This window comes from Rhizobium sp. 3T7, assembly GCF_020166565.1.
GTDB lineage: Bacteria > Pseudomonadota > Alphaproteobacteria > Rhizobiales > Rhizobiaceae > Rhizobium.
In genome coordinates this window covers 116,993-139,908 of record NZ_JAIQXS010000002.1, presented here as the reverse complement: position 1 = coordinate 139,908, position 22,916 = coordinate 116,993, and the positions used below count along the sequence as shown (strand labels likewise).

Here is a 22,916-nt window from a genome sequence, read left to right as displayed (position 1 = left end):
CCCGATTACTTCAGGTTCTTGCTGACGATGGAGGCCATTTCGTCGGCGGTGGTGATGACCTTGGAGTTCATTTCATAGGCGCGCTGCGCCGATATCAGCTCGGTGATTTCCTTCACCGGATCGACGTTCGACGATTCGAGGTAGCCCTGCTTCATGTAGCCGAATCCCTCTTCGTCGGGCGTACCGACAACAGGATCGCCGGAGGCGGGCGTCTGCTGAAACAGGTTGTCGCCGAGCGGCTGAAGACCGGCCTCGTTGACGAAGTCGGCGATCTGCAGCTGGCCGAGCACGGTCGGATCGGTGTTGCCCGGCAGCTTCGCAGAAACTTCGCCCGAGCGGCTGATCGTTACCTGCGTCGAGCCCTGCGGGATCGTGATGTTCGGCGCCACGAGATAGCCGTCCACGGTGACGATCTGGCCGGTCTCGTTCTTGTTAAATGCGCCGGCGCGGGTGTAGAGCGTGGTGCCATCCGGCGCCTGGACCTGGAAGAAGCCGCGGCCGATCAGGGCCACATCGAGGTCGTTGCCGGTCTGCGAAAGCTCGCCCTGGATGTGCAGGTTGCGGACGGCAGACGTCTGGACGCCGAGACCGATGTTTGCACCTTCCGGTACGATCGACTGGTTCGCGCGGTTGGAAACGCCTTTAGCGCGCTCGGTCTGATACAGCAAGTCGGTGAATTCAGCGCGAGCGCGCTTGAAACCGGTCGTGTTGATGTTCGCGATGTTGTTAGCGATGACTTCAAGATTGGTCTGCTGGGCATCCATACCCGTTGCAGCAATGGCAAGCGCTCTCATGGCTTCGTCCTTAAATCAATTACATCTGCATCCGGGTAACGTCGAGAAAGGCCGAAACAACCTTGTCGCGAATGGCGATCGCGGTCTGAAGGGTCTGCTGCGCCTGCATGACGGCATCGACGACTTCACGTGTCGTGGCGGTGCCCTTGATGCCGGCGAAAGACATACTTTCCGCGTTCTTCAGGGTGTTCACGGCTCCGGTCGCGACATTGCTGAGAACCGCGCCGAACCCGCCGTCGTTTGCCGCGCTTTCTGCAGCGGAGGAGGCCGTGGAGTTGTCCTGGTCGATGGCGGCAAGGCCGCGGGTCATCGACAGGGAGCTTACACTATTGACGTTGTTGATCATTATTGGCTCTTCAGTAGATCGATCGTTGCCGAGATCAGGTCGCGGGATTGCTTGATGGTCTGCAAGTTGGCGTCGTAGGAGCGGTTCGCTTCCCGCATGTCGGCCATCTCGACCAGCACGTTGACGTTCGGAAGCTTGACGACGCCCTTTTCGTCCGCAGCCGGATTGCTGGGGTCGTATTCGGTAATGAACTTCGATTCATCTTCCCCGAGCTTCTTGACGTTGACCGTGGTGACGCCATTGGCGCGATCCACGGCTTCCCCGAAGGTAATCGTCTTGCGGCGATAGGGATCGGCGCCGGGCGTGTCGCCGGTCGAGCGGGCGTTGGCAATGTTTTCGGACACGATGCGCAGGCGCGTCGATTGCGCCTCCAGTCCCGATCCTGCGATTTTGAGTGCTGCTGATAAAGGATCCATGACCTTAGCTCTTCACCGTCATCAGCATCATCCGATTGAACGAGCTCACCAGCGAGGTGTTCAAATCGTATTGACGCTTGATTTCACCGGACTTGGAAAGTTCCTCGGCGAGGCCGACCGTGTTGCCGGATTCCTGGACGCCGATCTCCTGATCGAGAGCCGCATCCTTGACGTCGATGTCACTCTTCGTACCCAGATCGTTGCCGGTCAGGTGCGCAGCATTGGTGCGCGCCATCGTGATATCCGACCTATCGAGGGCAGCCTGGAAGGGCGTGATATCCTTGGCGTGATATTTCGGCGTGTTCGCGTTCGCGATGTTGCCGGCAACAACCTCCTGACGGATCGTCAGCCATTCGGCCTGCCGCGAGGCCAAGTCGAAAAGTTGAATCGGTTGCATGGGAACTCTCCGTTTTTACTGAGGCGAACCTACGGCGGTAATCTTGCGTCAGACTTACGGAGAATGCGTTGCGAAAATCGGGACCTTGTTGGTCACTAATGCGAAGAAGGCTCCGACCGTATCCAGTGGAGCCTTCGGCTGATTCGCTGCGTGGCGGCAGGCACTCAATTGTGCTGATAGACATCGCCCTTGGAGGTGATGATGACCCATTTGCCATCGCGTTCCTCCAGTGTCGCCAGCCGACTTTCGTCCGGTAGAATGGATCCGACACGCACGACATACATCCCTGATGTGTCTTCGATCAAGGCACGACCGTTTGCCACATGGAGGAGGCGAAAACCCGATTTGCCAGGAAACGGCTGCTCTTCGGCCGGCGGTCCGTTGTCGTCTTCCTTGCCGATGGTGGAGACCGTCGCCGTCGTCAGCGGATCGACTGGAATCTCGGGCTTCTTTTCGTGTTGGTTCTTGTTGGCCATCGCCAGCGGCGAGACGCTGAAGACGTTCCGCGCCGGCCAGTCCGGAAGGTCGCGCGTCCGGTCGCCCTGCGCGACATTGATGCCGAACTTGTCCTCGTTGAAGAAGACGTACCACGGAAAGAACGCGGACGCTCCTGCCAGGACGAGGCCGGCAATTGTCAGGGCACGGTCGAGAAAGATGGTTTTGCGCCGGAGAGGCTTCAGCGGGGCGATCTTCTCATCGTCATCGAAATCGTTCACGTCGCGCCTTTCTATCTGCGGATATTCGGCTGGCCGCCGATGCCGGCCGCCGCCTTCAGGGCGCCAGCCAAATCGGCAAACGCATCCTGCGAATCGACGTCGCCCGGCGACTGTTTCAAAACATCGTAAATAATCGGTACCTGCTTGACCGCCATGTCGAGATCAGGGTCGGCGCCTGGACGATAGCCGCCGATCAGGCGAAGGTCGCGTGTCTCCTCGAAGCGGTGGATGAGCGTTTTCAGGCGAGACACGAGCTTCTCCTGATCCGGGGTCCAGGCCTTGCGCGCCAAACGCGAGATCGAGGCAAGCGGATCGATCGGTGGATAGCGTCCCTCCTCCGCGAGGCTGCGCTGCAAGACTACGTGGCCGTCCAAGATGCCGCGCGTCGAATCCGCGATCGGGTCGTTGTGATTGTCGCCATCAACCAGGATCGAAATGATCGCGGTGATGGTCCCCGTGCCTTCGGGGCCGGGACCTGCGCGCTCCAGCAGGCGCGGCAGCTCGGTAAAAACCGAAGCTGGATAGCCGCGCGCGATCGGCGGCTCGCCGGATGCGGTCGCGACTTCTCGTATGGCATGGGCAAATCGTGTGACGCTGTCAACGATCAGCAGCACGTTGTCGCCCTGGTCGCGGAAATGCTCGGCGACGGTGACGGCCGTCAGCGGTGCCATCTTGCGCAGCATCGGGCTCTCGTCGCTCGTCGCGACGACGGCGATCGCCTTCCTCATGTTGGCGCCAAGCGTATCCTCGATGAACTCGCGCACTTCGCGGCCACGTTCGCCGACCAGCGCGATCACGACCTTGTCGAAGGCATCGGCGCGCGCCAGCATGGAGAGCAGTGTCGACTTGCCGACGCCCGAGCCGGCGAAAATGCCGAGGCGCTGCCCAAGGCAGAGCGGCGAGAAAATGTCGATGGCGCGAACGCCTGTTTTGAAGCCTTTCTCCACGCGCTTTCGCGTCATGGATGGTGGAGCGGTGTTCGAAATGGAGCGGCGGCCGAGCCCTTCGACGATCGGACCCAGGCCATCGATCGGCTCGCACAGCGCGTTGATCGTGCGTCCGCACCACCTTTCGGATGGCGAGATGCGGAACGCACCCTTGCGGATCACCGTGTCGTGGATGCCGATCGGCTCGCCCGGCTCGATTGGGCAGACGTAGGTCAGTTCAGGCTCGACGCGGACGACCTCACCGAGGTGGATGCCGGTCGACGATTTGTGCGCCACGAATTCGCCCAGGCGCACCTGACGCGACAGCCCCGTGACCGTGTAGTGGCCGGCGGCTATTGTCTGGACATGGCCGCCGGGCGCGACCAAGAATTCTGGATTCCAATAGCGCGAGACGAGCCCGGCGAGGTGCGCGAGCTTCGGCGAGAGATCGGCTTCAGTGAGCGGCGTTTGGCTCATGGGTCAGACCTCGGCTAGCGGCTGCCGCCGAGCGTCTTGATCGCTTCGCTGAACGAGGCCTCGCTGTCCTTCGAGAGCGACGTCATGCTCTCGAAGGCGCGATTGACTTCGATCAGTTGCGTGATTTCGCGCATGGCGTTGACGTTGGAATTTTCCAGGTAGCCCTGCTGAACACCGACATTGAAGCGATCGGTGACGGCACGCGGCTGCTCGGTCGTCATGATGCCGCTGTTCTCATAGCGCAGATAGCCCTTGCTGATATCGGCTTCGAAGAGACCCAGCGAGCCGACCTGTCTGCCGTCCTGATAGATCAATCCGTCAGCGCCGACTTTCGGTTCGCCAGCGGCCGTGTTGAGCGTGATCGGCGCACCACCGGCATCGAGAACCGGATAACCGCGGACCGAAACCAGCTCGCCGTTTTCCTTCATCGTGAAGCGGCCATCCTTGGTCAGAACCTTGCCGGCCGGCGTTTCCAGAGAGAACCAGGCATCGCCCTTGATCGCGAAGTCGAGCATGTTTCCGGTGTGCTGGAGCTCACCGCTGTCACCCGAGAGATAGTCGTTGCCCTGTGACACATAGGCGATCTTGGCGTTGATCTTGTTGCCGGTCTCACCGAGCATCTCGTCGAACTTCACCTCCGTCGCGCGGAAGCCTGTCGTGTTCACGTTCGCCATGTTGTCGGCGATGGTGGTGAGGCGACGTTCGAGTGCGATCTGCGACGACAACGAAACATATAGACCGGATTGCATCCCGATAGGCTCCTGCATTGGCGATGAACGGTACGAAATCCGGGTGTTTGCAGTCGGTTGGACCACGGATCTCGCTGAGGCGGCATCTCAGAAACAGGCACGGATGCCCATTCGTCACCAATAAGCTGACAGCAAATGCTTGCGCGAAGCTGGCATGGAAAAGCTCGGGTTTGCAGGGCCAATCATCAGCCTCACGCAAGCCAGCAGCCCTATCCCTTGGGTTGAAAATAACGATCAGGTTTGGACTGACGATGAATATCATTATCGGATTTGTGATTACCTGCGGCTGCATCATCGGCAGCTTCATGGCGATGGGCGGCCATGTGGAGGCGCTTTGGCAGCCTTTCGAGCTCGTCATCATCGGCGGCGCAGGCCTGGGCAGCTTCGTCATGGGCAACCCGATGAAGGTCGTGAAGGATTCCGGCAAGGCGCTTGGTGAAGCGTTCAAGCACACCGTCCCGAAGGAACGGAATTATCTCGACACGCTTGGTGTTCTCTATTCCCTGATGCGCGACCTTCGTACGAAGTCCCGCAACGAGATCGAAGCACATATCGACAATCCGGCCGAATCCTCGATCTTCCAGTCCGCTCCGACGATCCTCAAGAACAAGGAACTGACGGCATTCATCTGTGACTACGTTCGCCTGATCATCATCGGCAATGCCCGCTCGCATGAAATCGAGGCCTTGATGGACGAAGAGATCAACACGATCCTTCACGACAAGATGAAGCCCTATCACGCCATCCAGACGATGGGCGACGCCTTCCCGGCCATCGGTATCGTCGCCGCCGTTCTCGGCGTCATCAAGGCGATGGCACACATCAACGATTCGCCTGAGGTTCTCGGCCACCTGATCGGCTCGGCGCTCGTCGGCACCTTCCTCGGCATTCTCTTGTCCTATTGCGTATGTTCGCCGATCGTTTCCCAGATCAAGATCGTCCGCAACAAGCAGCATCGCCTTTACGTCATCGTCAAGCAGACGCTGCTTGCCTACATGAACGGCTCCGTGCCGCAGGTTGCTCTCGAGTACGGTCGCAAGACGATCTCGGCCTATGAGCGTCCTTCGATCGACGCGGTCGAGCAGGAAATGATGAACCCCGGCGGCGAGAACAAGGCGGCGTAAACGATCATGAACGCTACCCTCAAGACCCCCCTTATGGACGAAGCCCTGCTTGCCAAGCTGACCGGCAGGCTCGGCGACAAGGCGACCATCGAGAAGATCTGCGGCGCCTTCGGCGATGTCTACACGGTCTTCCTGCCCGACATCATCAAAAGCGAGACCAATCTCGATGTCGAGGTCGCCTATCTCGGCTGCGACAGCGGACATAAGAACGACCTCGTCGCCGATCTCGGCGGCAACGTGACGCTCGTTGACGCAACACTCCGCAACTGGTCGCAGAACATTACGCTGGCCTGCGGCAACAGCTTCGTCATCACGCTGATGGAGCACCTGTTGGGTGCGGCGGCCGAGACCGTCGAGCAGCCGGCCGACCGCCTGCTGTCCGTGATCGAACTCGAGCTTGCGGTCATGGTTTTCGACAAGATCGCCAATGTTCTTCGCTCGGCAGTGAACGCGCCTGGCGGCTTCGAGCCGGCCCTAGAGCTTCCCTATGCGTTCGAAACCCGCGCCAAGCCGGCCGAAGACAAGCCCGACGAGTTTGCGGCCGCGATCAACATGTCGATCACGCTTTCCGGCATTACCTCGGATTTCTCGCTGATCGTTCCCCAGGCTGCTCTGCTGAAGACGAGCGTGACGGCTCCAAAGGCCAAGGGGCAGCCTGCCAAGTCGTCCGAATGGACCGATCAGCTCAGCGAGCAGGTGCGCCGCTCGCAGGTAACGCTCAACGCCAAGATCCGTCTGCAAGACCTGACGCTCAAGACCATTTCGAAGCTTGCGGCTGGTGATGTCATCCCCTTCTACGATCGCGGCGACGTCCGCGTCGAAGTCAGCGCCAACAGCAAGGAATTGTACGTCTGCGAGTTTGGACGTTCGGGCGAGAATTACACCGTCCGGGTAAAGGATACGATTAACTCGGATGACGAGCTCATCCGCCACTTGATGAATTAGCCCATTTTCCAACCGGCTGCCGCACGGCAGCTTGAGGCAAGTTTCAACTGGAATAGTGATTTCATGGCGACGAAGAAGACACCCAAGACCAGCGACCTTTCAATGGAGCTCCCGGGCAACGAGGCCGAGCTCGATCAGGCCATCGATGACCTGCGCGGCGTCCTGAAGACCGACGCGGAAGGCGGCCTGCCCGACTTCACCGACGAGAGCGACGGCTTCAGCGGCAGCACTGATCTGTCCACCTTTGGCGGCGATTTCGAAGACGCGGCCGAGGAGCCTGCGTTCGGTGGCAGCGATTTCGGTGCAACGTCCGACTTTGGCGGCTCCGCCGATTTCGGCGACACCTCCTTCGGTGCGGTCGCTTCCGAACCGGCGCCGCTTGGCAGCGCCATGCAGTCGAACCTTGACCTGATCATGGACATCCCGATCGACGTTCAGATCATGCTCGGCAGCAGCCGCATGCAGGTCGCCGGCCTGATGAACCTGAACGAAGGCGCGACTATCGCGCTCGACAAGAAGATCGGCGAGCCGGTCGAAATCATGGTGAACGGCCGCAAGATCGCGCGCGGTGAGATCACCGTTCTGGAAAACGACGACACGCGTTTCGGCGTGAAGCTGATAGAAGTTTTGAGTACGAAGAAAGCCTGATCCCGGTGCAGGGACGGAGAGGTTAGACCATGATGGACTTTGACGATTTCGGCGGCGCTCTTGCCGAGAAACCGTTGACCCAGGCTGAAAAGGCGGCGGCCGTTCTCCTCGCTATGGGGAAAGGGGTCGCCGGCAGGCTGCTGAAGTATTTCACGCAGGCCGAGCTGCAGACGATCATCGGCTCGGCGCAAACGCTGCGCGCCATTCCGCCGGATGAACTGCTCGGACTTGTCGCCGAATTCGAGGATCTGTTCACCGAGGGCGCCGGTCTTATGGACAACGCCAAGGCGATCGAGAGTATCCTTGAAGAGGGCCTGACGCCTGACGAAGTCGACAGCCTCCTCGGCCGCCGCACGACCTTCCAGGCCTACGAGACGTCGATCTGGGACCGCCTCGGCGAAGGCGACCCGGCCTTCATCGGCAAGTTCCTCCTGCGCGAGCATCCGCAGACAGTTGCCTATATTCTCTCCATGATGCCCTCCTCGTTCGGCGCCAAGGTCCTGATGCAGATTCCCGACGGGCGCCGCGCGGACATCATGAACCGTACCGTCAACCTCAAGTCCGTCAGCCCCAAGGCCGCACAGATCATCGAGAAGCAGGTTATGACCCTGTTGGCCGAGATCGACGCCGAGAAGAATTCGATCGGCTCGACGAAGGTTGCCGAGTTGATGAACGAGATGGACAAGCCGCAGGTCGATACCCTGCTCACCTCGCTCGAATCGATCAGTCGCGAATCGGTCAACAAGGTCCGGCCGAAGATCTTCCTCTTCGACGACCTCATGCTCATGCCGCAGCGCAGCCGCGTGATGCTGCTGAACGATATCTCGTCCGACATCCTCACGATGGCATTGCGCGGCTCGGCGGCCGAAATGCGCGAGGCGGTGCTCGCCTCGATCAGCCCGCGCCAGCGCCGCATGATCGAATCGGATCTGCAAAGCGGAACAGTCGGCATCAATCCGCGCGAAATCGCGATCGCGCGGCGCGCCATCGCCCAGGAAGCGATTCGCCTGGCAAATTCCGGTCAGATCCAGCTCAAGGAAACCGAGGGCGAAGGTTCGGCTGCGGCCTGAGCCGCTGTTGTTGTGCACGAAGCGCCCTCTCCCTACAGCCGCGGTTGATCGCGGCGGCAAAAGGGAGATACCCTTCCAGAAAGGCCGCGCCCTGGCGCGGCCGTTTCTATTGATGGAGGGCCTCGGCCTTGGCCGACGACGACAAGGACAGCAAAACAGAAGACCCGACAGCGAAAAAGAAAAGCGACGCTGCCGAGAAAGGCAACGTGCCGTTTTCGCGCGAGGTGCCGCTTTTTGCCACCGTGCTTGCCACCTTCGTCTACATCATCTTCTTCCTGCCGGAGGGGCTCAGCAAGGTCGGCGAGGCGCTGAAGGACATTTTCGAACAGCCTGACCAATGGAAGCTCGAAACCGGACCGGACGCGCTTTCCCTGTTCGTTCACCTGGGCTGGGTCTCGGCAGCATTGCTTGCGCCGGCCTTCATCCTGTTCATGGTATTCGGTGTCGCCGCGTCCATCTCGCAAAACCTTCCGACGCCGGTGCTCGAGCGTATCCGGCCGCAATACTCGCGTATTTCGCTCGCCAAGGGATGGTCGCGGCTGTTCAGCCTGCCTGGCCTCGTCGAGTTCGGCAAATCGCTGACGAAGATCGTCATCGTCGGCGTCGTCATGTTCTTCGTGCTGAAGAGCGAATACTTCAACGCAATCGACGCGATGTTCTCCGATCCGCAAACGATCTTCACGCGCATGATGACGTCGATGCAGAAGATTACGATCGTTGTCCTGATCGCTACCGCTGTCGTGGCGATCGCCGACTTCTTTTGGACGCGCTATCACTGGTTTACCGAACTGAAGATGACGCGGCACGAGGTCAAGGAAGAAAACAAGCAGTCGCAGGGCGATCCATTCGTCAAAAGCCGCCAGCGCTCGGTGATGCGCGACCGCGCCCGCCGCCGCATGATCGCCAACGTCGATCGCGCGACGCTCGTGATCGCCAACCCGACGCACTTTGCCGTCGCCCTGCGCTACGTACGAGAGGAGAACGATGCGCCTATCGTCGTCGCCAAGGGTCAGGATCTAATTGCGTTGAAAATCAGAGAGATCGCGGAAAGGAACGGCATTCCCGTTTTCGAAGACCCGCCTCTCGCGCGCTCCATGTTTGCGCAAGTCTCGGTCGATAGTGTCATACCGTCTGTATTCTATAAGGCAGTCGCGGAACTCATCCATCGGGTTTACGCGACGCAAGCCAAGAACAAACGGGTAAGATAGCCGAATGAAAAAATGCCCCTACTCTACCCAGCGTGAAAAAATCCTGGCGGAAGCAATCAGCCCGGTCGCCACGGAATTGCGGCTTCTGGACGCTTCGGACCTCATCTCTCTTCTGCGCTTCGAGTACTACGGCAATCTTTCCGATCTGGTATCGTCAGCCGCCGAGCTTTTCTTCCATCCCGGCACGGTCAATTTCGGCCATGGCGGCAGCTATACGTTGGAATGGGGCGGCAAGCCCGAAGTGGTGATCGACCTCGAAATCAAGCCGCGCGACGTCACGATCTATGCGCAGCTGACGCTTGCCGAGGCGCATGCCGGCATTGAGATCAACCACATCGCCTTCCAGAACCCCTCGACGGATCCGGACGAAAACACCGCTTTCCTCGAGCAGAGCCTACGCGACGCACGCTATAACGTCGAGCCATTGCAGGCGTTGGCGGGTTAAAGCACGTCAGGCACGTTCCTGTCAGCTTATGTATCCAAGGCGAATTGCTTTTGCGATCGCCTGGATTCGGTTGACCGAATCCAGCTTGATCGTTGCCGAGCCAAGATAGGCGTTGACGGTATGCACGGAGAGGCCGAGCTTCTCCGCAATCTCTTCGCTGATGCGCCCGTCGCCGGCAAGCTGCAGGCAGGCAATCTCGCGTTCGCTGAGAGCTTCGGCCGCCGCCACACGGCGCTCGTCGAGCGAGAGCAGATCGATCATGACTTGGCAGGACCTCGCATGCAATTCGACAATCATGTCGCTCGCCGGCTCGAGATCATCGCCCGTGAAGACAACGAAGCCATTGCCGACGGCGCCAAGGCGCACTGGAAAGGCCATGCCGGAAAACGGAAGAAGGCCGTCCTTCAGTCGCGTCATGAAGGGAGCAATGCTTGCGGGCCGGGGAGCGGCGCGATCGAGCCCGCCGGCCCACACGACCGGAAGGAGCGACTTCTCGATATGATCAAGCAGCGCTTCCCCATGGGCGTCGATGAATGCCCGGCTGAAGCCACTATTGGTCGGGCCCCAGTTCTCCAGCTCGCAAACCAGGCGCTGCTTTGCGGGGACGCCGACGGCGCTGATACGGTAGACCGCGAAGTTCTGGGCATCGGCGAGCTTCTGCATGCCGATCAGGCGCGGGAACAGATCAGACCGACTCGCCACCTTGTTGACCCGCACGCCGCGCATCATTTCCGAATTTCCCATCGACCGACCGGATGGCTGCCCCATAACGCCGTCCCCTTAGACGAGATTGTTCCTGACCGCGAATGCGATGGCCTCGGAACGAGTCTTCGTGGCCGTCTTTCGCATGACACTGGTGATGTAGTTGTTGATGGTGTTGCGGGAGATGCCGAGGATCATCGCAATCTCGTCGCTCGTCTTGCCTTCGGCGATCCAGAAAAGGCACTCCAGTTCCCGATCAGTCAGTTCGAAGTCCCGGTCAGCCTTGGTGGCTCCGCATTGCAGGAAGCTCGCGAAATAGGCCGCCAAAAGCCCCACATCCCGCAACCGCTCCTGCGACAGAATGAACCCATCATCAAACAGGAACATCAGCACCAGGCGCGAACGACCGATGTTGAACATCAACGAACAGTATTGGCGGCTGGCGCCATCAGGCGCGTCCGCCGTATCCGGCAAGAGGGCGAAATGCGGCTGGAAGAGCAGCATGCATTTTTCGAGTTCCGTCGCGCGGGCGAAGCCGCCGACGAAGGCATGCGCCAGGTTGGTGACGAGATCGAACGGCCAGTCCGAGGAGACCACGAAGTCGAGGCCGGCCTCCTGCACCAAGTCTGCTCGCGCCAAGAGATAGTGCGACGCGCCAACATAGTCCGTCAGTGCGCGCAACCCGGGTTGCAACCGTCCCGTGTTCGAGATCTCGCAGAGTTGTGCGATCAATTCGTCGCGTGAAGAGAGGTTTGTCGCGGCGATACCAACGAAGTTTGCCTTGTGCGTATCGCTCTTGAGAGCCTGCAATATATGCATGTCCATTGGCAAAACCCCGCGGCTGTAAACCACCTACGACAGAAGCTTGATCCGCATGCTCCTGAACAAATTACGACCTCTCCGCGAATCATCCAAGATTACGATAGGTGGCACAATTCACCATCTCCGAGTTCTTGGGATTTACATTTTCTGCATTTTGTGCCCTGATTCGCGCACAATTCCGCTTGTTAAGGAATTCTTAATTTAAAGTGATTCGGGGAATTCTGACAATACGATTCGCGTAAAACGCGTGTTCATATCAGCCCTCCGTCAAGTTCTATCCTCAGAAATCTTCATGCCCGCATTCGAGCGATGGCAAAAGATGACTGGATAGCTGTGGAGCGCGTGGGCAAAAGAAAAAGGCCGGTTGCCCGGCCTTTCTTTATGCGGCGGCGTTGTCGACCGCCCATTTTCTAAGGATTTTCGCGGCGCGTTCCTCGTTGATCTCGACCATACGCGCCAATTTGCGTTCCGGGCCTTCCTTGACGCGACGATTGAAGTTGCCGTCGTCGTCGCCGAGGCTGAGCAGGTCCTCGGTGCTGTCGAAACCGAAGTCCGAACCGAAGCCATCCATGAGCGCACCACCGGCGCCCACGCCTCCTGCCGGAGCGAAATCCGGAAGTTCGAGACCCGCGCTTTCCGGCGAGGTGTCGCCGATGACCGCCGTACCATTGCCCGTTACGCTGCGGATCATCGGGCGGATGCCCATCCAGATCACCAGGAAAGCGACTGCGACGAAGGCGAAAGAGTTGATGATGCCCGCAAGGTTGCGGCTCAGCATATCCATGACCCGGACGCCGCTGCCGGTCTCCTCGAGAAGCTGGTTCTCCAGGAAGTCCATAGCCGTGACGGTCACGACGTCGCCACGGTTGGCCCTGATGCCGGCGGCCGATGCCACGATCTTCTGCATCTCTGCGAGATAGGCGTCGACCTTCGCCTGATCCGCGGGCTCACCGACCATCTGGGCAATACGGCCCTTGTTGACGACGACGGCGATAGAGAGTTTTTCGATCTTGTAGCTGTTGCGCGTCGTAGCAGTCGTCTTGCTGTTGATTTCGTAGTTGGTCTGTTCTTCTTTCTTGTCGGACTTGTCTTGCGATTCCGGACCGGTGGCGCCGCCGGAGTCTGGCGCTGCCTGCGGAATGTTCTGCTCGACGGTGGTCGCGTTGTCGGACTGCTTCTGCTGCGACTGAGAGGCTTCCTTCGTCGTCCGAATCGAGCGCTCGACCTTCGATTCCGGATCGTAGGTCGTTTCCTGGATCTGCTGGCTGTCGGTGTTCAGTTCGGCCGTAACGCTGGAGCGGAAGTTATCCATACCCAGGAACGGTGCGAGCGCCTTGTCGATATTGGTTTCAACTTCGCCCTGGACGTTCTGAACGATGTTCAGCGAACGGTTCAGCGAACTGTTGCTGGCTTCGTCACCGGAAGCGAGCAGTTGCCCAGCCGAATCGAGGATCGTGACATCACCGACATCGAGGCCGGGAACGGCTGACGCAACAAGGTGGCGGATCGACGTCGCTGCATTCCGGCCGGCGGCGGCGCTTGCGCGAATCATGACGGACGCTGTCGGCTTCTGTTCGGCTTTGCGGAAGTTGCCGACCTCGGGCATGACGATGTGAACACGAGCGGCGGTGATGCCGGAGATCGACTGGATCGTGCGACCAATTTCACCTTCGAGCGCGCGAACCCGCGTGACTTCCTGCATGAATGAGGTTAGGCCGAGCGAGCCGACATTGTCGAAGAGTTCGTAGCCTGCATTAGCGCTGTTTGGGAGACCCCGCTCGGCGAGCAGGAGACGCGCCTTGCCGGTCGTGCCGGCGGGAACCGTAATGCTGGAGCCGTCGGTTCCGACCTGGAACCCAATATTCGCTTCGGCAAGTGCTATGCTGATCTGGTTCAGATCAGGCGTATCAAGCCCGACATAAAGGGTTTCCTGGGCGGGTTTGTTGACCAAGAAGGCTGCCGCCAGGATCAGCGCGACTGAAACGACGCCCACGCCGGCCAGCGCCAACAGGCGATTCCGCCCTAGCGAACTGAAGTTCTTAAAGATTTGAACTAATTGATTTAACAGATTCATTCTGTTCTCGCACGACCGTCACAGACAAAGCGGGCTTATTGCCTCATCTCGACGATAGATGCCGAAACTTGTGCGAGCGTTTCGTGGGGAAGTGCGAGTAGAACCCGGATTAGAAGAAGTCGAAGTCTCCGGCTGCCTTCGCCAGAGGCTGAACGTTGCCATGATACATGGAGCCGCCGAGCGCCCGCTGCATTTCGCTGAGCTTGACAAGGCTCAATGCCGTCGCGACATCGACCGCCCAGTCCTGCGGGATTTCGCCGGTGATGGTGTCGATGAACTCTGCAAGACCGCGCGTCTTCTGCACGGCAAGATCGATTCCTTGCATGACCTTCACACTCTCCGGCGAGTTCAGCAGTTCGGCACCGCCCCCGACTTCGAGGAGCTGCGGCTCGATCCGTTCGATCAGATAGGCGACGTCATGCAATTCCGAGACGATACGCATCAGGACATCAGGCAGGGCTTCAGCGGGCGACGGCTGCTCTGTCATTGCATTCACGGTCATTAATAGGTCCTCGCCCTCAGAAGAATTCGATGCTGGTTTCGACAGGTTTCTGCGGAGCGGCCGGACGCTGCTCAAGCGCAACAGTTCTCTGCGTTTCCGCGCCGGTGAGCGGATACTGTCGAGCCCGCCCGGAGACCGGCCAGTATTCGAGCTTGCGCCCGTGCTCACCACCAGTGCTGGAGCTGATGACCGGAATGCCTTCATCCTTCAGGAACTGCACAGCAAAGGCGGCGTTCTGTTCGCCGACATTCGAGAATGTCGAGATCGTCTTCGCTCCACCGAAGATCTTGGCTTCCAGCCGGTCGCGGCGCGCGCCCTGCTTCAGGAGACCGTTGATCAGCAATTCCATCAGATGGACACCGTAACGCGTGGCGTCTCCGCCCGTCATCGGCGTGTTTCCTGTCCCCGGCAGGAGGAAATGATTCATTCCGCCAACGCCTGCCACGGGATCTCGCAGGCATGCAGCCACACACGATCCAAGGATGGTCGTCAGTACCGCATTCGGATCATTCAGGACCTTCCATTCGCCCTGGATGATATTAACGCGGCGGGCTGCTACGTCGAGATTCATTTCAATGCTCCAAATACGGCTTCGATCGCCGCCTTCATCTTCTCGATCGTGAAGGGCTTGGCGAGAACGTTGTTGGCGCCGAGCTGCGCCGCCTTAGTGACCAGCGCACGATCGCCCTGCGCCGTCAGGATGATGAAGGCCGCCTTCTTCGTCGCCGGGTTGGCCCGAACAGCTTGAAGGAAGCCGAGGCCATCCATCTTCGGCATATTGAAGTCGGAGATGACGAGATGATGCGGCTGCTGGGTCATGATCTTCAAGCCCTGCTCGCCATCGCCGGCAGCGGTGATCTGCTTGAAGCCGAGCTGGGTCAGCGCGTCGCTGAGCAGCAGTCGACTGGTGACCTGATCGTCGACGATCAGAACTTTGATTTTCTCTGCGATGGACATTAGTCGGTTCCTTCCTTTCGGGCGGCTGTCATTTTCAAGATTTCTTCGCCGATGCCATTCAGCGGCAACTGTTGTTCGACGGCACCGAGCTCGTAAGCAACCCTCGGCATGCCGTAGACCACGCTTGTCTTTTCGTTCTGACCGAGCGTGCGCGCGCCGGCATGGCGCATCTTCAATAGGCCGGCGGCACCGTCACGTCCCATGCCGGTCAGAATCACGCCGACGGCGTTACGACCAGCCAGTTCGGCAACCGAATCGAACAGCACATCGACGGACGGCCTGTGGCCGTTCACGGGATCACGTTCGATGAGGCGGCAACAAGGTGCATGGGCGTTGGCAACCTGTAGGTGGCGTTCGCCGCCGGGTGCGAGGTAGATCTTGCCTATCTCCAGACGTGCGCCGTCGGTCGCTTCCTGCACGACCGGCGCACAGAGCCGGTTGAGGCGTTCGGCAAAGCTCTTGGTGAAGGTTGGCGGCATATGCTGCGTGATCACCGTCGGCGGGCAGTTTGCCGGGAATTTCTGAAGCACCGCAATCAACGCCTCGACGCCACCGGTCGACGAACCGATCGCAACGATCTTGCGGCCAACGCGGAAGTCGGCAACAGCAGGCGGCGGTGCAGCCGGTGCCGGCTGGGTGTATTGGCGCCGCTGCGAACGAGCGGCCGCCTTCACCTTTTCGGCAAGGTCGCCGAAAGGGCGTGCATCGCCCGGAAGCGGCTTGCCGACACAGTCGAACGCGCCGATCTCAAGTGCCGCCAGCGAGGCATCGGCGCCGCGATGGGTCAGCGTCGAGACCATGATGACCGGCATCGGACGCAACCGCATGATCTTCTCGAGAAAGTCGAGACCGTTCATATTAGGCATCTCGATATCGAGCGTCACCACGTCTGGATTGAGCTTCTTGATCGCCTCGCGCGCCTCGAGCGCGTCGCCGGCCTGACCGATGACGCTAACCTCCGGATCGGCGCTCAGCACGGCAGTGATCAGGCCGCGCATCGTGGCGGAGTCGTCGACGACGAGAACTTTAGCTGGTGCGCTCATGCCTTCCTCCCCACGCCCTTGGACGTGTAGCGGTAGGTGGTAATGCCGATGTTGTCGAAGACGTGCTTCGCGTCGCCAGAAACGCGCTCGGAATGGCCAATATAGAGATGACCGCCTTCCGGCAGCAGTTCGGCAAAGCGCGACCAGATTTTCGTCTGCGTCGGCTCATCGAAGTAGATCACCACATTCCGGCAGAAGATGACGTCGAACTTGCCCTTGAACGGCCACTGCGCCATCAGGTTCAGTTCGTTATAAGTGATCAGGCGCTTGACGCGATCATCGACCTGGAACTTGCGCCGCCCCTGGACCTCGACCTCGCTAAACCACTGCTTGCGCATGGCAGGCGACACGGTTTCGAGCGCGCTTTCGTCATAGGCGCCGGCGCGGGCAATCGCCAGAATCTTCGGATCGATATCGGTCGCCAGGATCTTGAAGTCGTAGTCGGCAACGTTCGGCATCATCGACAGCACGGTGAGTGCGATCGAATATGGCTCCTGACCATCCGAGGAGGCTGCCGACCAGATGCGGACCCTACCGCCCATCTTTGCACGATGCAGCAGGTCCGGCAGAACATGATCGCGCAGGTGCTCGAAGTGATGGTTCTCGCGGAAGAAGCGTGTGAAGTTCGTCGTCAGATGCGACAGCATTTCACGGCGAGGGGCAGAACCTGCCGGCGACGAAACGAGTGCGCAATATTCGCGAAAGCCCGACAGGCCGAGATTGCGAATGTGCTTCGACAGACGCGAGTAGACGAGCGAGGCTTTCGTCTCGTTCAGGTAGATCCCTGCATCCGAGTAGATCATCGCGGCAATTTCCATGAGGTCGCGGCGGGTCAGCGGGTATTCGCCGCTCGCCAGCACCTCGTCGGGGCTTCCCTGCCGCGTGTCTTTTGCACTCAGGGCATTCATGCAGCTTCGCTTTCCGTCTCGGGGAAAATGGCTTCTAGTTCGAGCAGGCAGATCATGCGCTTGTCGATCGCCAGGATGCCGCGGGCGAACTGGCGCTGCAGTTCCGATGCGATCTCCGGTGTCGGCTGAACATTGTCTTCGGTAACGGTCAGAATGTCGGACACAGCATCGACCAACAGGCCGACGACCTTCCGATGAACCTGCGCAACGATGATGACGTGGCGTTGCGTGGGCACCGCCGGCTTCATGCCGAGACGGGCGGATAGGTCGATGATCGGCAACACCGCGCCGCGCAGGTTGATCACGCCCCTCATGTAGGATGGCGAGTGCGGCATCGCCGTTGCCGGCGTCCAACCGCGAATCTCGCGAACCGACATGATATTCACGCAAAACTCCTGATCCCCGACGCGGAACGCGATCAATTCGCGGTCCCCCTCGTGCAGATTTTTCACGGCGTACGACATAACCTTATCCCACCGCTGCCAGCGATACTTCTTGCTTCAACGCCTGGCCGCGGGATGCACCCACGACGGCATCGACGTCCAGGATGAGCGCGACACGGCCATCACCGAGGATGGTTGCGGCAGCGATGCCGGGAACGTGCGTGTAGTTCGCTTCGAGGCTCTTGATGACGACCTGGCGCTGGCCCTGGATGGCATCGACCATGAGGGCGCGCTGACCGCCGCCTTCGGATTCGACGAGAAGCGCAACGCCTTCCACCGGATTGGCCTGGGTAGCACGGAAGTTCAGGATGCGACCGACATCGACCAGCGGGCAGAAGCTGTTGCGGATCGAGATGAGGCGGTGGCTGGCGCCGAAGGAGTGGATCGCGGAGGCTTCCGGCTGCAGCGTTTCGACGATCGCCGTCAGTGGCACGACCAGCGTCTGGCCAGCAACGGTGACGACCATGCCGTCGAGAACCGCGAGCGTCAACGGCAAGCTCATGGTGAAGACGGAGCCCTGCCCCGGCCTAGAGGTGATGTTGATGCGGCCGCCGAGCGCCTGGATCGAGCGCTTGACGACGTCCATGCCGACGCCGCGGCCAGAAATGTCGGAGATCTTGTCTGCCGTGGAGAAGCCCGGCAGGAAGATCAGGTTGTCGATTTCCTCGTCCGTCAGGTTGGCATCGGCCGGGATCAGCTCGTTGGCGATCGCCTTCTGCTTCACCTTCTCGCGATTGATGCCTGCGCCATCGTCGGCAAGCTCGATAAGGATGCGACCCGAGCGGTGCTTTGCCGTCAGGCGAACCGTACCCTCGACATTCTTGCCGTTTGCGGCCCGCTTCTCCGGCGTCTCAATGCCGTGGTCGACGGCATTGCGGATCATGTGCGTCAGCGGCTCGGCCAGCTTGTCGATGACCGTCTTGTCGACTTCGGTGTTCTCGCCTTCGGTGATCAGGCGGATCGTCTTGCCGGTCATGTCGGCGATTTCGCGGACGATACGCGACATGCGCTGGAAGACCGGCTTTACCGGTTGCGCGCGGATCGCCATGACCGAGTCCTGGATCTCGCGGGTGAGCTGCTGCAGCTCTTCGAGGCCCATGTTGATCGAGGACGTCCCGGTCGTATCGTTTTCGATGACGCTCTGTGAGAGCATCGCCTGATTGATGACGAGCTCGCCGACGAGGTTGATGAGGCGGTCGACACGGTCGAGATCGACGCGGATCGTCTGGCCCGCGCTTGCTGCAGCGGCATTGTTCTGGGCGGCGGCAGCCGCGCTTGCAGCAGCGGCGGCAGCAGATTCCTTCTTCTCGACACGGGCAGCGGCGGCAGCCATCTGCGTGACGTTGGTTGCCGTCCCGGCGGCGGCAACGGCAGCCGCGGCATCGGATTTCGGCTGTGCGGCCGGCACTTCAGCAGCACCGTCATCGAGGATGGAGAGGTCGAAGGGAACCGGGATCATCGGCAATTCTTCGACCTCGGCGGCGGCTGCCTTTGCCTCGATAGGTGTGATCTGCAGATCGCAATCCCACTCGGCGAATTCGAAGATGGTACGGATCGCGTCTTCGCCCTTGTCCGTCTTGAGCGTCACGTTCCAGTAGAAATAGGCCGCTTCCGGATCGAGATCATCGAGACCGGGCAGCGCATCCATGTTGCAGTAGCAGCTCATCTCGCCGAGACGGGAGAGGTCGCGCAGCAGCAGGGTCGCGTCATTGCCTTTGGAATAGAGGTCCGAACGCGGCTTGAAGGTGATCTCGTAGGCAGGCAGATCGGAGCCGGGTTCTTCCTCGCCGCCAAAATCATCGAAAGAGAAGGGAATCGGCTGGAAGCCGCTATCATCGGTCGGCTTCGGCGCCGGGGCGGCAGCAACAGGCGCAGCGATGGGCGCCGGCGTCGCAGCCGGGGCTTCCACGGCAGCAGACGACGTCGGCAGCTCGCCGTTGGCGAGCGCTTCCAGTTCCTTCACCAGGCCGCGGCTGCGGCTCTCATCGACGCTGCCGCCGTCGCGGGCAGCGTTGGTCAGATCGGCCAAGACGTCTGCCGACTTCAGCATGACCTTCAGGACATCCTGTGTCGGCTCAAGCTTGTTGGAACGAACGCAATCAAGTGTGGTCTCGAAGACATGCGCGAAGGCGACGAGATCATCCAGACCGAAGGCGCCAGCGCCGCCCTTGATCGAATGGACAGCACGGAACACCGCGTTGACGGTTTCCGGATCGCGATCGCCATCATTCATTTTCAGAAGACCGGATTCCAGTTCGGCGAGCTGCTCTTCGCACTCCTGGAAAAAGATCTCTTTGATTTCGTTCATATCCATAGGCGAAAATCCTGGGTTTAAGCGGTTACGCGCTCAATGGCGTCGATCAGCTTGGCAGGGTCGAAAGGCTTGACGATCCAGCCGGTGGCACCGGCCTGGCGCGCGCGGTTCTTCTTTTCCGCATCGCTTTCGGTCGTCAGGACCAGAATTGGGATCGCACGATACTTGTCGTTGCGGCGTACGCCCTCGATGAAGCCAAAACCGTCAAGGCGCGGCATGTTGATGTCGGTGACGATGACATCAGGATTGGATTCTTCCAGGACCTCGAGGCCTTCGACGCCGTCTTCGGCCTGGATCGTCTCGAAGCCCGCATTGTTGAGGGTCACGAGAAGCATGTTCCGAATGGTCCGTGAATCATCCACGGTAAGCACTTTTTTCTTCATTGCCGGATCTCCTTGGCGAGCAGATGGTGAATATCGACACCAATCAGCTGCATGGTTTTCTGAAATGCGTCCGAAACCTTGCTGAACGTGAAGGCGAGCTTGTCCTGGTCCCAGGTCTTTGCCGCGGCCATCAGGACCTGCGCGCTCAATGCACCGACGCGTTCGACTGCAGAGGCATCGATGGCCAGCTCGTTGCCGCGCAACGAAGCAAGCTTGTCACGAAGCGAGGTCGCTTCGTTTAGATCAAGCACCGCTGACAGGTTCAGCGTCTTCCCAGTTTTCCTTGCCGCCATCAGCTCTTCCTTGTCTCCTGGTTCCCGCTCAACGAATGCGAGCAGGGCTCATATACCGGTCTGTTAGTAAACAATCCGCCCTCCGACCGAGGCGACGGGCTGCACAAATCCGAAGTCCTCGTCGTCAGCCACGACATCGGCAGAGCGCCTGACATCGACGGCCGGGGATAACAGCGGTGCCGGGCGCGCGGGCTCGGCATTCTGCCGGGCAATGCGAAATTCGCGGATCGTCTGGCCAAGTTCGACGATGACGGTATGCAGGTAGTCCGCACCTTCAGCGCAACGCGTTGCGGAAGCCGCGTTGTCGCTCATCTGCACGCCAAGGCCCTTCACGTTATCCGTCACGACATCGAGGCTCGCGGCGTGCTCGCTTGCCTGATTTGCAACCGCCGCAATCGCCGTGTTGATCTCACTGACCTGACGAACGATGCTACCGATCGAATCTTGGGTCCGTCCGACCATCTGGACGCCGGCATCCACCTGCGATTTGGTTGTGCTCACAAGCGTCTTGATCTCGCGCGCGGCGTCCGCCGAACGCTGCGCCAAGGCGCGCACTTCTTGGGCCACGACAGCAAAGCCACGCCCAGAGTCGCCTGCACGGGCAGCTTCAATGCCGGCATTGAGCGCCAGGAGATTGGTCTGGAAGGCGATCTCGTCGATTGCACCGATAATCTGGCCGATTCTCTCGGCGGACTGTTCGATATCCGCCATGGCAGCGATTGCGCGTCCGACGACTTGGCCGCTTTCCTCGGCTGCCGCGCGTGTCGAAGCCGAAGCCTGCTCGGCAGCGCGACTGCCTGCGGCACCGTGGCGGACGCTTTGCGAGAGATCGGCAAGCGCGGCGGCAGAGAAGTGCAATTGATGGGCATGAGCCGACGCATTGCCGGCGAATTGCTTCGACGCATCGCCGAGCGTCTGCACGGACGTTCCAGCAACCGCGGTCTTTTCGGCGATGGCCTGAAACTCGGACTGGACGGCATCGAGCGCACCGTTGAGCGCCAGCGCGATGTCCTGGTGGGTGCCGTCTTCCTCGACAGTTGCTCGAACCGTGAGGTCACGGGCGGCAAGGCCATTGATCACATCGGCGAAAACGCGAGCGATTTCGGCTTTATCACTGTTGCGCTGATCGGCGAGCGCGCGCTGCTGGGTCGCCCGCAGGGCATTGAAGCGCAGGGATACGGCAATCTCGACGTCCACCATCACGAGGCGAATGATTGCCGCCATAAGGTCGGAAATTTCCTTGGCCCGGCGACGGCTGCTCGGCAGGAAGGAACGGCCGGCCAGCTCGGTCGCAAGGCCACCGATGAGGTGCTCGAGAACGACGCCGTGGCCTGCGACATGCCAGCGCGGGTCGAGGCCCATCTTGCTTTCGGAATCGGACAGAACCTTCACGCGCTCGGCATAGAGACTGTCGAAGCGTGCATCCGTCAAAACATCCCAATGCGAGGACTGCAGGTCGTGGAGCCGCTCGACCTGGCGCTCACTTTCAAAATTGCGTGCGGCGTCGGGAAAGGACTGAAACCGTTGGAAAAGATCACGCAGGCCGGCGGTCAGGTATAGCTGAAGATCGACGCGATGGCGCCGAACCAAATCGCAGTGCTCGGCATCGAGACCGGCAAAGCGCAGTCGGTCACGCAAGCTGCCTGCCTGCGCCCCCCTAGCCTGATCTGATGGCATTTCCTGCCCCAACGCCTGTCCCCAACCACATGGCGGGCGCGAGCCCGTCATTAATCTGTCGCCCCGGGCGGCAGCACTGCTGATTGGTGGCTTGACTCCGGCGGCTGCCGGCGGCCTGAAGCCTCCCGATCAGTAGATTCTGCTTCGGAGCCTTGATGAGATGGATTCCGGATCGACCGGTACGGCGGTGCGGCGTCATGCCTGGTGGGAACTAGTGAGTGTTCCCATTCCGACGTGTCATGCAATGTTTTATGGTTAATTCCTTGCCTGAAGGTTAATGCGTATTTTATGAATGTCGACTTTCCAGCAGGCCCTAATAACCATCTACGAATTACTGGGCTTGCGTTGCATCGCTGCTACAAGTTCGACGCAAGCTTTGTGTTATACGCCCAGAAATAACCGTGACATGACGTCAGAAGGATTGGGCAATGATTGTTCTCGGATTGGGGTCGTGCTTCCTCGCAATTGCGGTTCTCGTAGCCGTTGCGCTGCTTGACCAGATCGAAGCGAGCCGCGGCCAGGTTGCCCTGCGCGTCC

General features: G+C 60.0%; 26 protein-coding genes. 6 read left to right on the top strand and 20 right to left on the bottom strand.

The window, feature by feature from the left end:
• Positions 1 to 5: 5 nt before the first annotated feature.
• The 7 genes from flgG to flgF all read right to left on the bottom strand — a co-directional run bounded on the left by flgG (position 6) and on the right by flgF (position 4,821).
• A complete protein-coding gene (gene flgG / locus K9B32_RS03490; protein WP_224560495.1) occupies positions 6 to 794 on the bottom strand; it encodes a flagellar basal-body rod protein FlgG in 789 nt (262 codons plus the stop codon).
• A 19-nt stretch (positions 795 to 813) separates the two neighbouring features.
• Positions 814 to 1,140, bottom strand: a complete 327-nt coding sequence (locus K9B32_RS03485) for a flagellar hook-basal body complex protein FliE (RefSeq protein WP_224560494.1) — start codon at positions 1,138 to 1,140, stop codon at positions 814 to 816.
• The gene (gene flgC, locus K9B32_RS03480) at positions 1,140 to 1,556 is read right to left on the bottom strand and encodes a flagellar basal body rod protein FlgC (protein ID WP_183718852.1); all 417 of its coding nucleotides are present in this window, start codon (positions 1,554 to 1,556) and stop codon (positions 1,140 to 1,142) included. Before flgC ends, K9B32_RS03485 begins: the two co-directional genes overlap by 1 nt.
• A gap of 4 nt (positions 1,557 to 1,560) precedes the next feature.
• Entirely contained in the window at positions 1,561 to 1,953 is a 393-nt protein-coding gene (flgB, locus tag K9B32_RS03475; protein ID WP_224560493.1) for a flagellar basal body rod protein FlgB, read from the bottom strand.
• A 164-nt stretch (positions 1,954 to 2,117) separates the two neighbouring features.
• Complete coding sequence (locus tag K9B32_RS03470) at positions 2,118 to 2,669, bottom strand: hypothetical protein (protein WP_007796578.1); 552 nt, start codon at positions 2,667 to 2,669, stop codon at positions 2,118 to 2,120.
• 11 nt (positions 2,670 to 2,680) lie between these two features.
• Positions 2,681 to 4,072, bottom strand: coding sequence for a flagellar protein export ATPase FliI (gene fliI, locus K9B32_RS03465; RefSeq protein WP_224560490.1), 1,392 nt, complete (start codon positions 4,070 to 4,072; stop codon positions 2,681 to 2,683).
• 14 nt (positions 4,073 to 4,086) lie between these two features.
• Positions 4,087 to 4,821, bottom strand: a complete 735-nt coding sequence (gene flgF / locus K9B32_RS03460) for a flagellar basal-body rod protein FlgF (RefSeq protein ID WP_224560489.1) — start codon at positions 4,819 to 4,821, stop codon at positions 4,087 to 4,089.
• Positions 4,822 to 5,072: 251 nt separating this feature from the next.
• Between flgF and motA the strand changes: the two genes are divergently transcribed.
• From motA to K9B32_RS03430, 6 genes are all read left to right on the top strand, one after another.
• A complete protein-coding gene (gene motA / locus K9B32_RS03455; protein ID WP_007796569.1) occupies positions 5,073 to 5,945 on the top strand; it encodes a flagellar motor stator protein MotA in 873 nt (290 codons plus the stop codon).
• 6 nt (positions 5,946 to 5,951) lie between these two features.
• Positions 5,952 to 6,890: a FliM/FliN family flagellar motor switch protein gene (locus K9B32_RS03450; RefSeq protein WP_224560488.1), complete on the top strand. Its 939-nt coding sequence runs from the start codon at positions 5,952 to 5,954 to the stop codon at positions 6,888 to 6,890.
• Positions 6,891 to 6,953: 63 nt separating this feature from the next.
• On the top strand, positions 6,954 to 7,538 hold the full coding sequence (fliN, locus tag K9B32_RS03445; protein WP_224560484.1) for a flagellar motor switch protein FliN: 585 nt from the start codon (positions 6,954 to 6,956) through the stop codon (positions 7,536 to 7,538).
• A 29-nt stretch (positions 7,539 to 7,567) separates the two neighbouring features.
• Positions 7,568 to 8,608 (top strand): flagellar motor switch protein FliG, encoded by a 1,041-nt coding sequence (fliG, locus tag K9B32_RS03440; RefSeq protein ID WP_007796561.1) that lies wholly within the window; start codon positions 7,568 to 7,570, stop codon positions 8,606 to 8,608.
• 128 nt (positions 8,609 to 8,736) lie between these two features.
• On the top strand, positions 8,737 to 9,816 hold the full coding sequence (gene flhB / locus K9B32_RS03435) for a flagellar biosynthesis protein FlhB (protein ID WP_224560482.1): 1,080 nt from the start codon (positions 8,737 to 8,739) through the stop codon (positions 9,814 to 9,816).
• A gap of 4 nt (positions 9,817 to 9,820) precedes the next feature.
• A complete protein-coding gene (locus K9B32_RS03430) occupies positions 9,821 to 10,261 on the top strand; it encodes a hypothetical protein (RefSeq protein WP_224560481.1) in 441 nt (146 codons plus the stop codon).
• Positions 10,262 to 10,282: 21 nt separating this feature from the next.
• Here the strand turns inward: K9B32_RS03430 and visR are convergent, their stop codons facing one another.
• From visR to K9B32_RS03365, 13 genes are all read right to left on the bottom strand, one after another.
• Positions 10,283 to 11,029, bottom strand: a complete 747-nt coding sequence (visR, locus tag K9B32_RS03425; RefSeq protein ID WP_224560479.1) for a transcriptional regulator VisR — start codon at positions 11,027 to 11,029, stop codon at positions 10,283 to 10,285.
• Between the two features lie 12 nt (positions 11,030 to 11,041).
• Positions 11,042 to 11,788: a transcriptional regulator VisN gene (visN, locus tag K9B32_RS03420; protein WP_224560477.1), complete on the bottom strand. Its 747-nt coding sequence runs from the start codon at positions 11,786 to 11,788 to the stop codon at positions 11,042 to 11,044.
• Between the two features lie 376 nt (positions 11,789 to 12,164).
• The gene (fliF, locus tag K9B32_RS03415; protein ID WP_224560476.1) at positions 12,165 to 13,859 is read right to left on the bottom strand and encodes a flagellar basal-body MS-ring/collar protein FliF; all 1,695 of its coding nucleotides are present in this window, start codon (positions 13,857 to 13,859) and stop codon (positions 12,165 to 12,167) included.
• A 109-nt stretch (positions 13,860 to 13,968) separates the two neighbouring features.
• Complete coding sequence (locus K9B32_RS03410) at positions 13,969 to 14,361, bottom strand: hypothetical protein (protein WP_224560475.1); 393 nt, start codon at positions 14,359 to 14,361, stop codon at positions 13,969 to 13,971.
• 16 nt (positions 14,362 to 14,377) lie between these two features.
• Positions 14,378 to 14,932, bottom strand: a complete 555-nt coding sequence (gene cheD / locus K9B32_RS03405) for a chemoreceptor glutamine deamidase CheD (RefSeq protein ID WP_224560474.1) — start codon at positions 14,930 to 14,932, stop codon at positions 14,378 to 14,380.
• Positions 14,929 to 15,318 carry a response regulator gene (locus K9B32_RS03400; RefSeq protein ID WP_007530058.1) on the bottom strand — a complete coding sequence of 130 codons (390 nt, stop codon included), beginning with the start codon at positions 15,316 to 15,318 and terminating at the stop codon, positions 14,929 to 14,931. Before K9B32_RS03400 ends, cheD begins: the two co-directional genes overlap by 4 nt.
• Entirely contained in the window at positions 15,318 to 16,361 is a 1,044-nt protein-coding gene (gene cheB, locus K9B32_RS03395; protein WP_224560473.1) for a protein-glutamate O-methylesterase CheB, read from the bottom strand. The genes K9B32_RS03400 and cheB overlap by 1 nt, the downstream gene beginning before the upstream one ends.
• Positions 16,358 to 17,269 (bottom strand): protein-glutamate O-methyltransferase CheR, encoded by a 912-nt coding sequence (cheR, locus tag K9B32_RS03390; protein WP_224560472.1) that lies wholly within the window; start codon positions 17,267 to 17,269, stop codon positions 16,358 to 16,360. Before cheR ends, cheB begins: the two co-directional genes overlap by 4 nt.
• Positions 17,266 to 17,733: a chemotaxis protein CheW gene (locus tag K9B32_RS03385; protein ID WP_224560471.1), complete on the bottom strand. Its 468-nt coding sequence runs from the start codon at positions 17,731 to 17,733 to the stop codon at positions 17,266 to 17,268. Before K9B32_RS03385 ends, cheR begins: the two co-directional genes overlap by 4 nt.
• A 4-nt stretch (positions 17,734 to 17,737) precedes the next feature.
• Positions 17,738 to 20,026 (bottom strand): chemotaxis protein CheA, encoded by a 2,289-nt coding sequence (locus tag K9B32_RS03380; protein ID WP_224560470.1) that lies wholly within the window; start codon positions 20,024 to 20,026, stop codon positions 17,738 to 17,740.
• 17 nt (positions 20,027 to 20,043) lie between these two features.
• The gene (cheY1, locus tag K9B32_RS03375) at positions 20,044 to 20,409 is read right to left on the bottom strand and encodes a chemotaxis response regulator CheY1 (protein WP_007530053.1); all 366 of its coding nucleotides are present in this window, start codon (positions 20,407 to 20,409) and stop codon (positions 20,044 to 20,046) included.
• Complete coding sequence (locus K9B32_RS03370) at positions 20,406 to 20,702, bottom strand: STAS domain-containing protein (RefSeq protein WP_007796526.1); 297 nt, start codon at positions 20,700 to 20,702, stop codon at positions 20,406 to 20,408. Before K9B32_RS03370 ends, cheY1 begins: the two co-directional genes overlap by 4 nt.
• A 63-nt stretch (positions 20,703 to 20,765) precedes the next feature.
• The gene (locus K9B32_RS03365) at positions 20,766 to 22,379 is read right to left on the bottom strand and encodes a globin-coupled sensor protein (protein WP_224560469.1); all 1,614 of its coding nucleotides are present in this window, start codon (positions 22,377 to 22,379) and stop codon (positions 20,766 to 20,768) included.
• Positions 22,380 to 22,916: the final 537 nt, after the last annotated feature.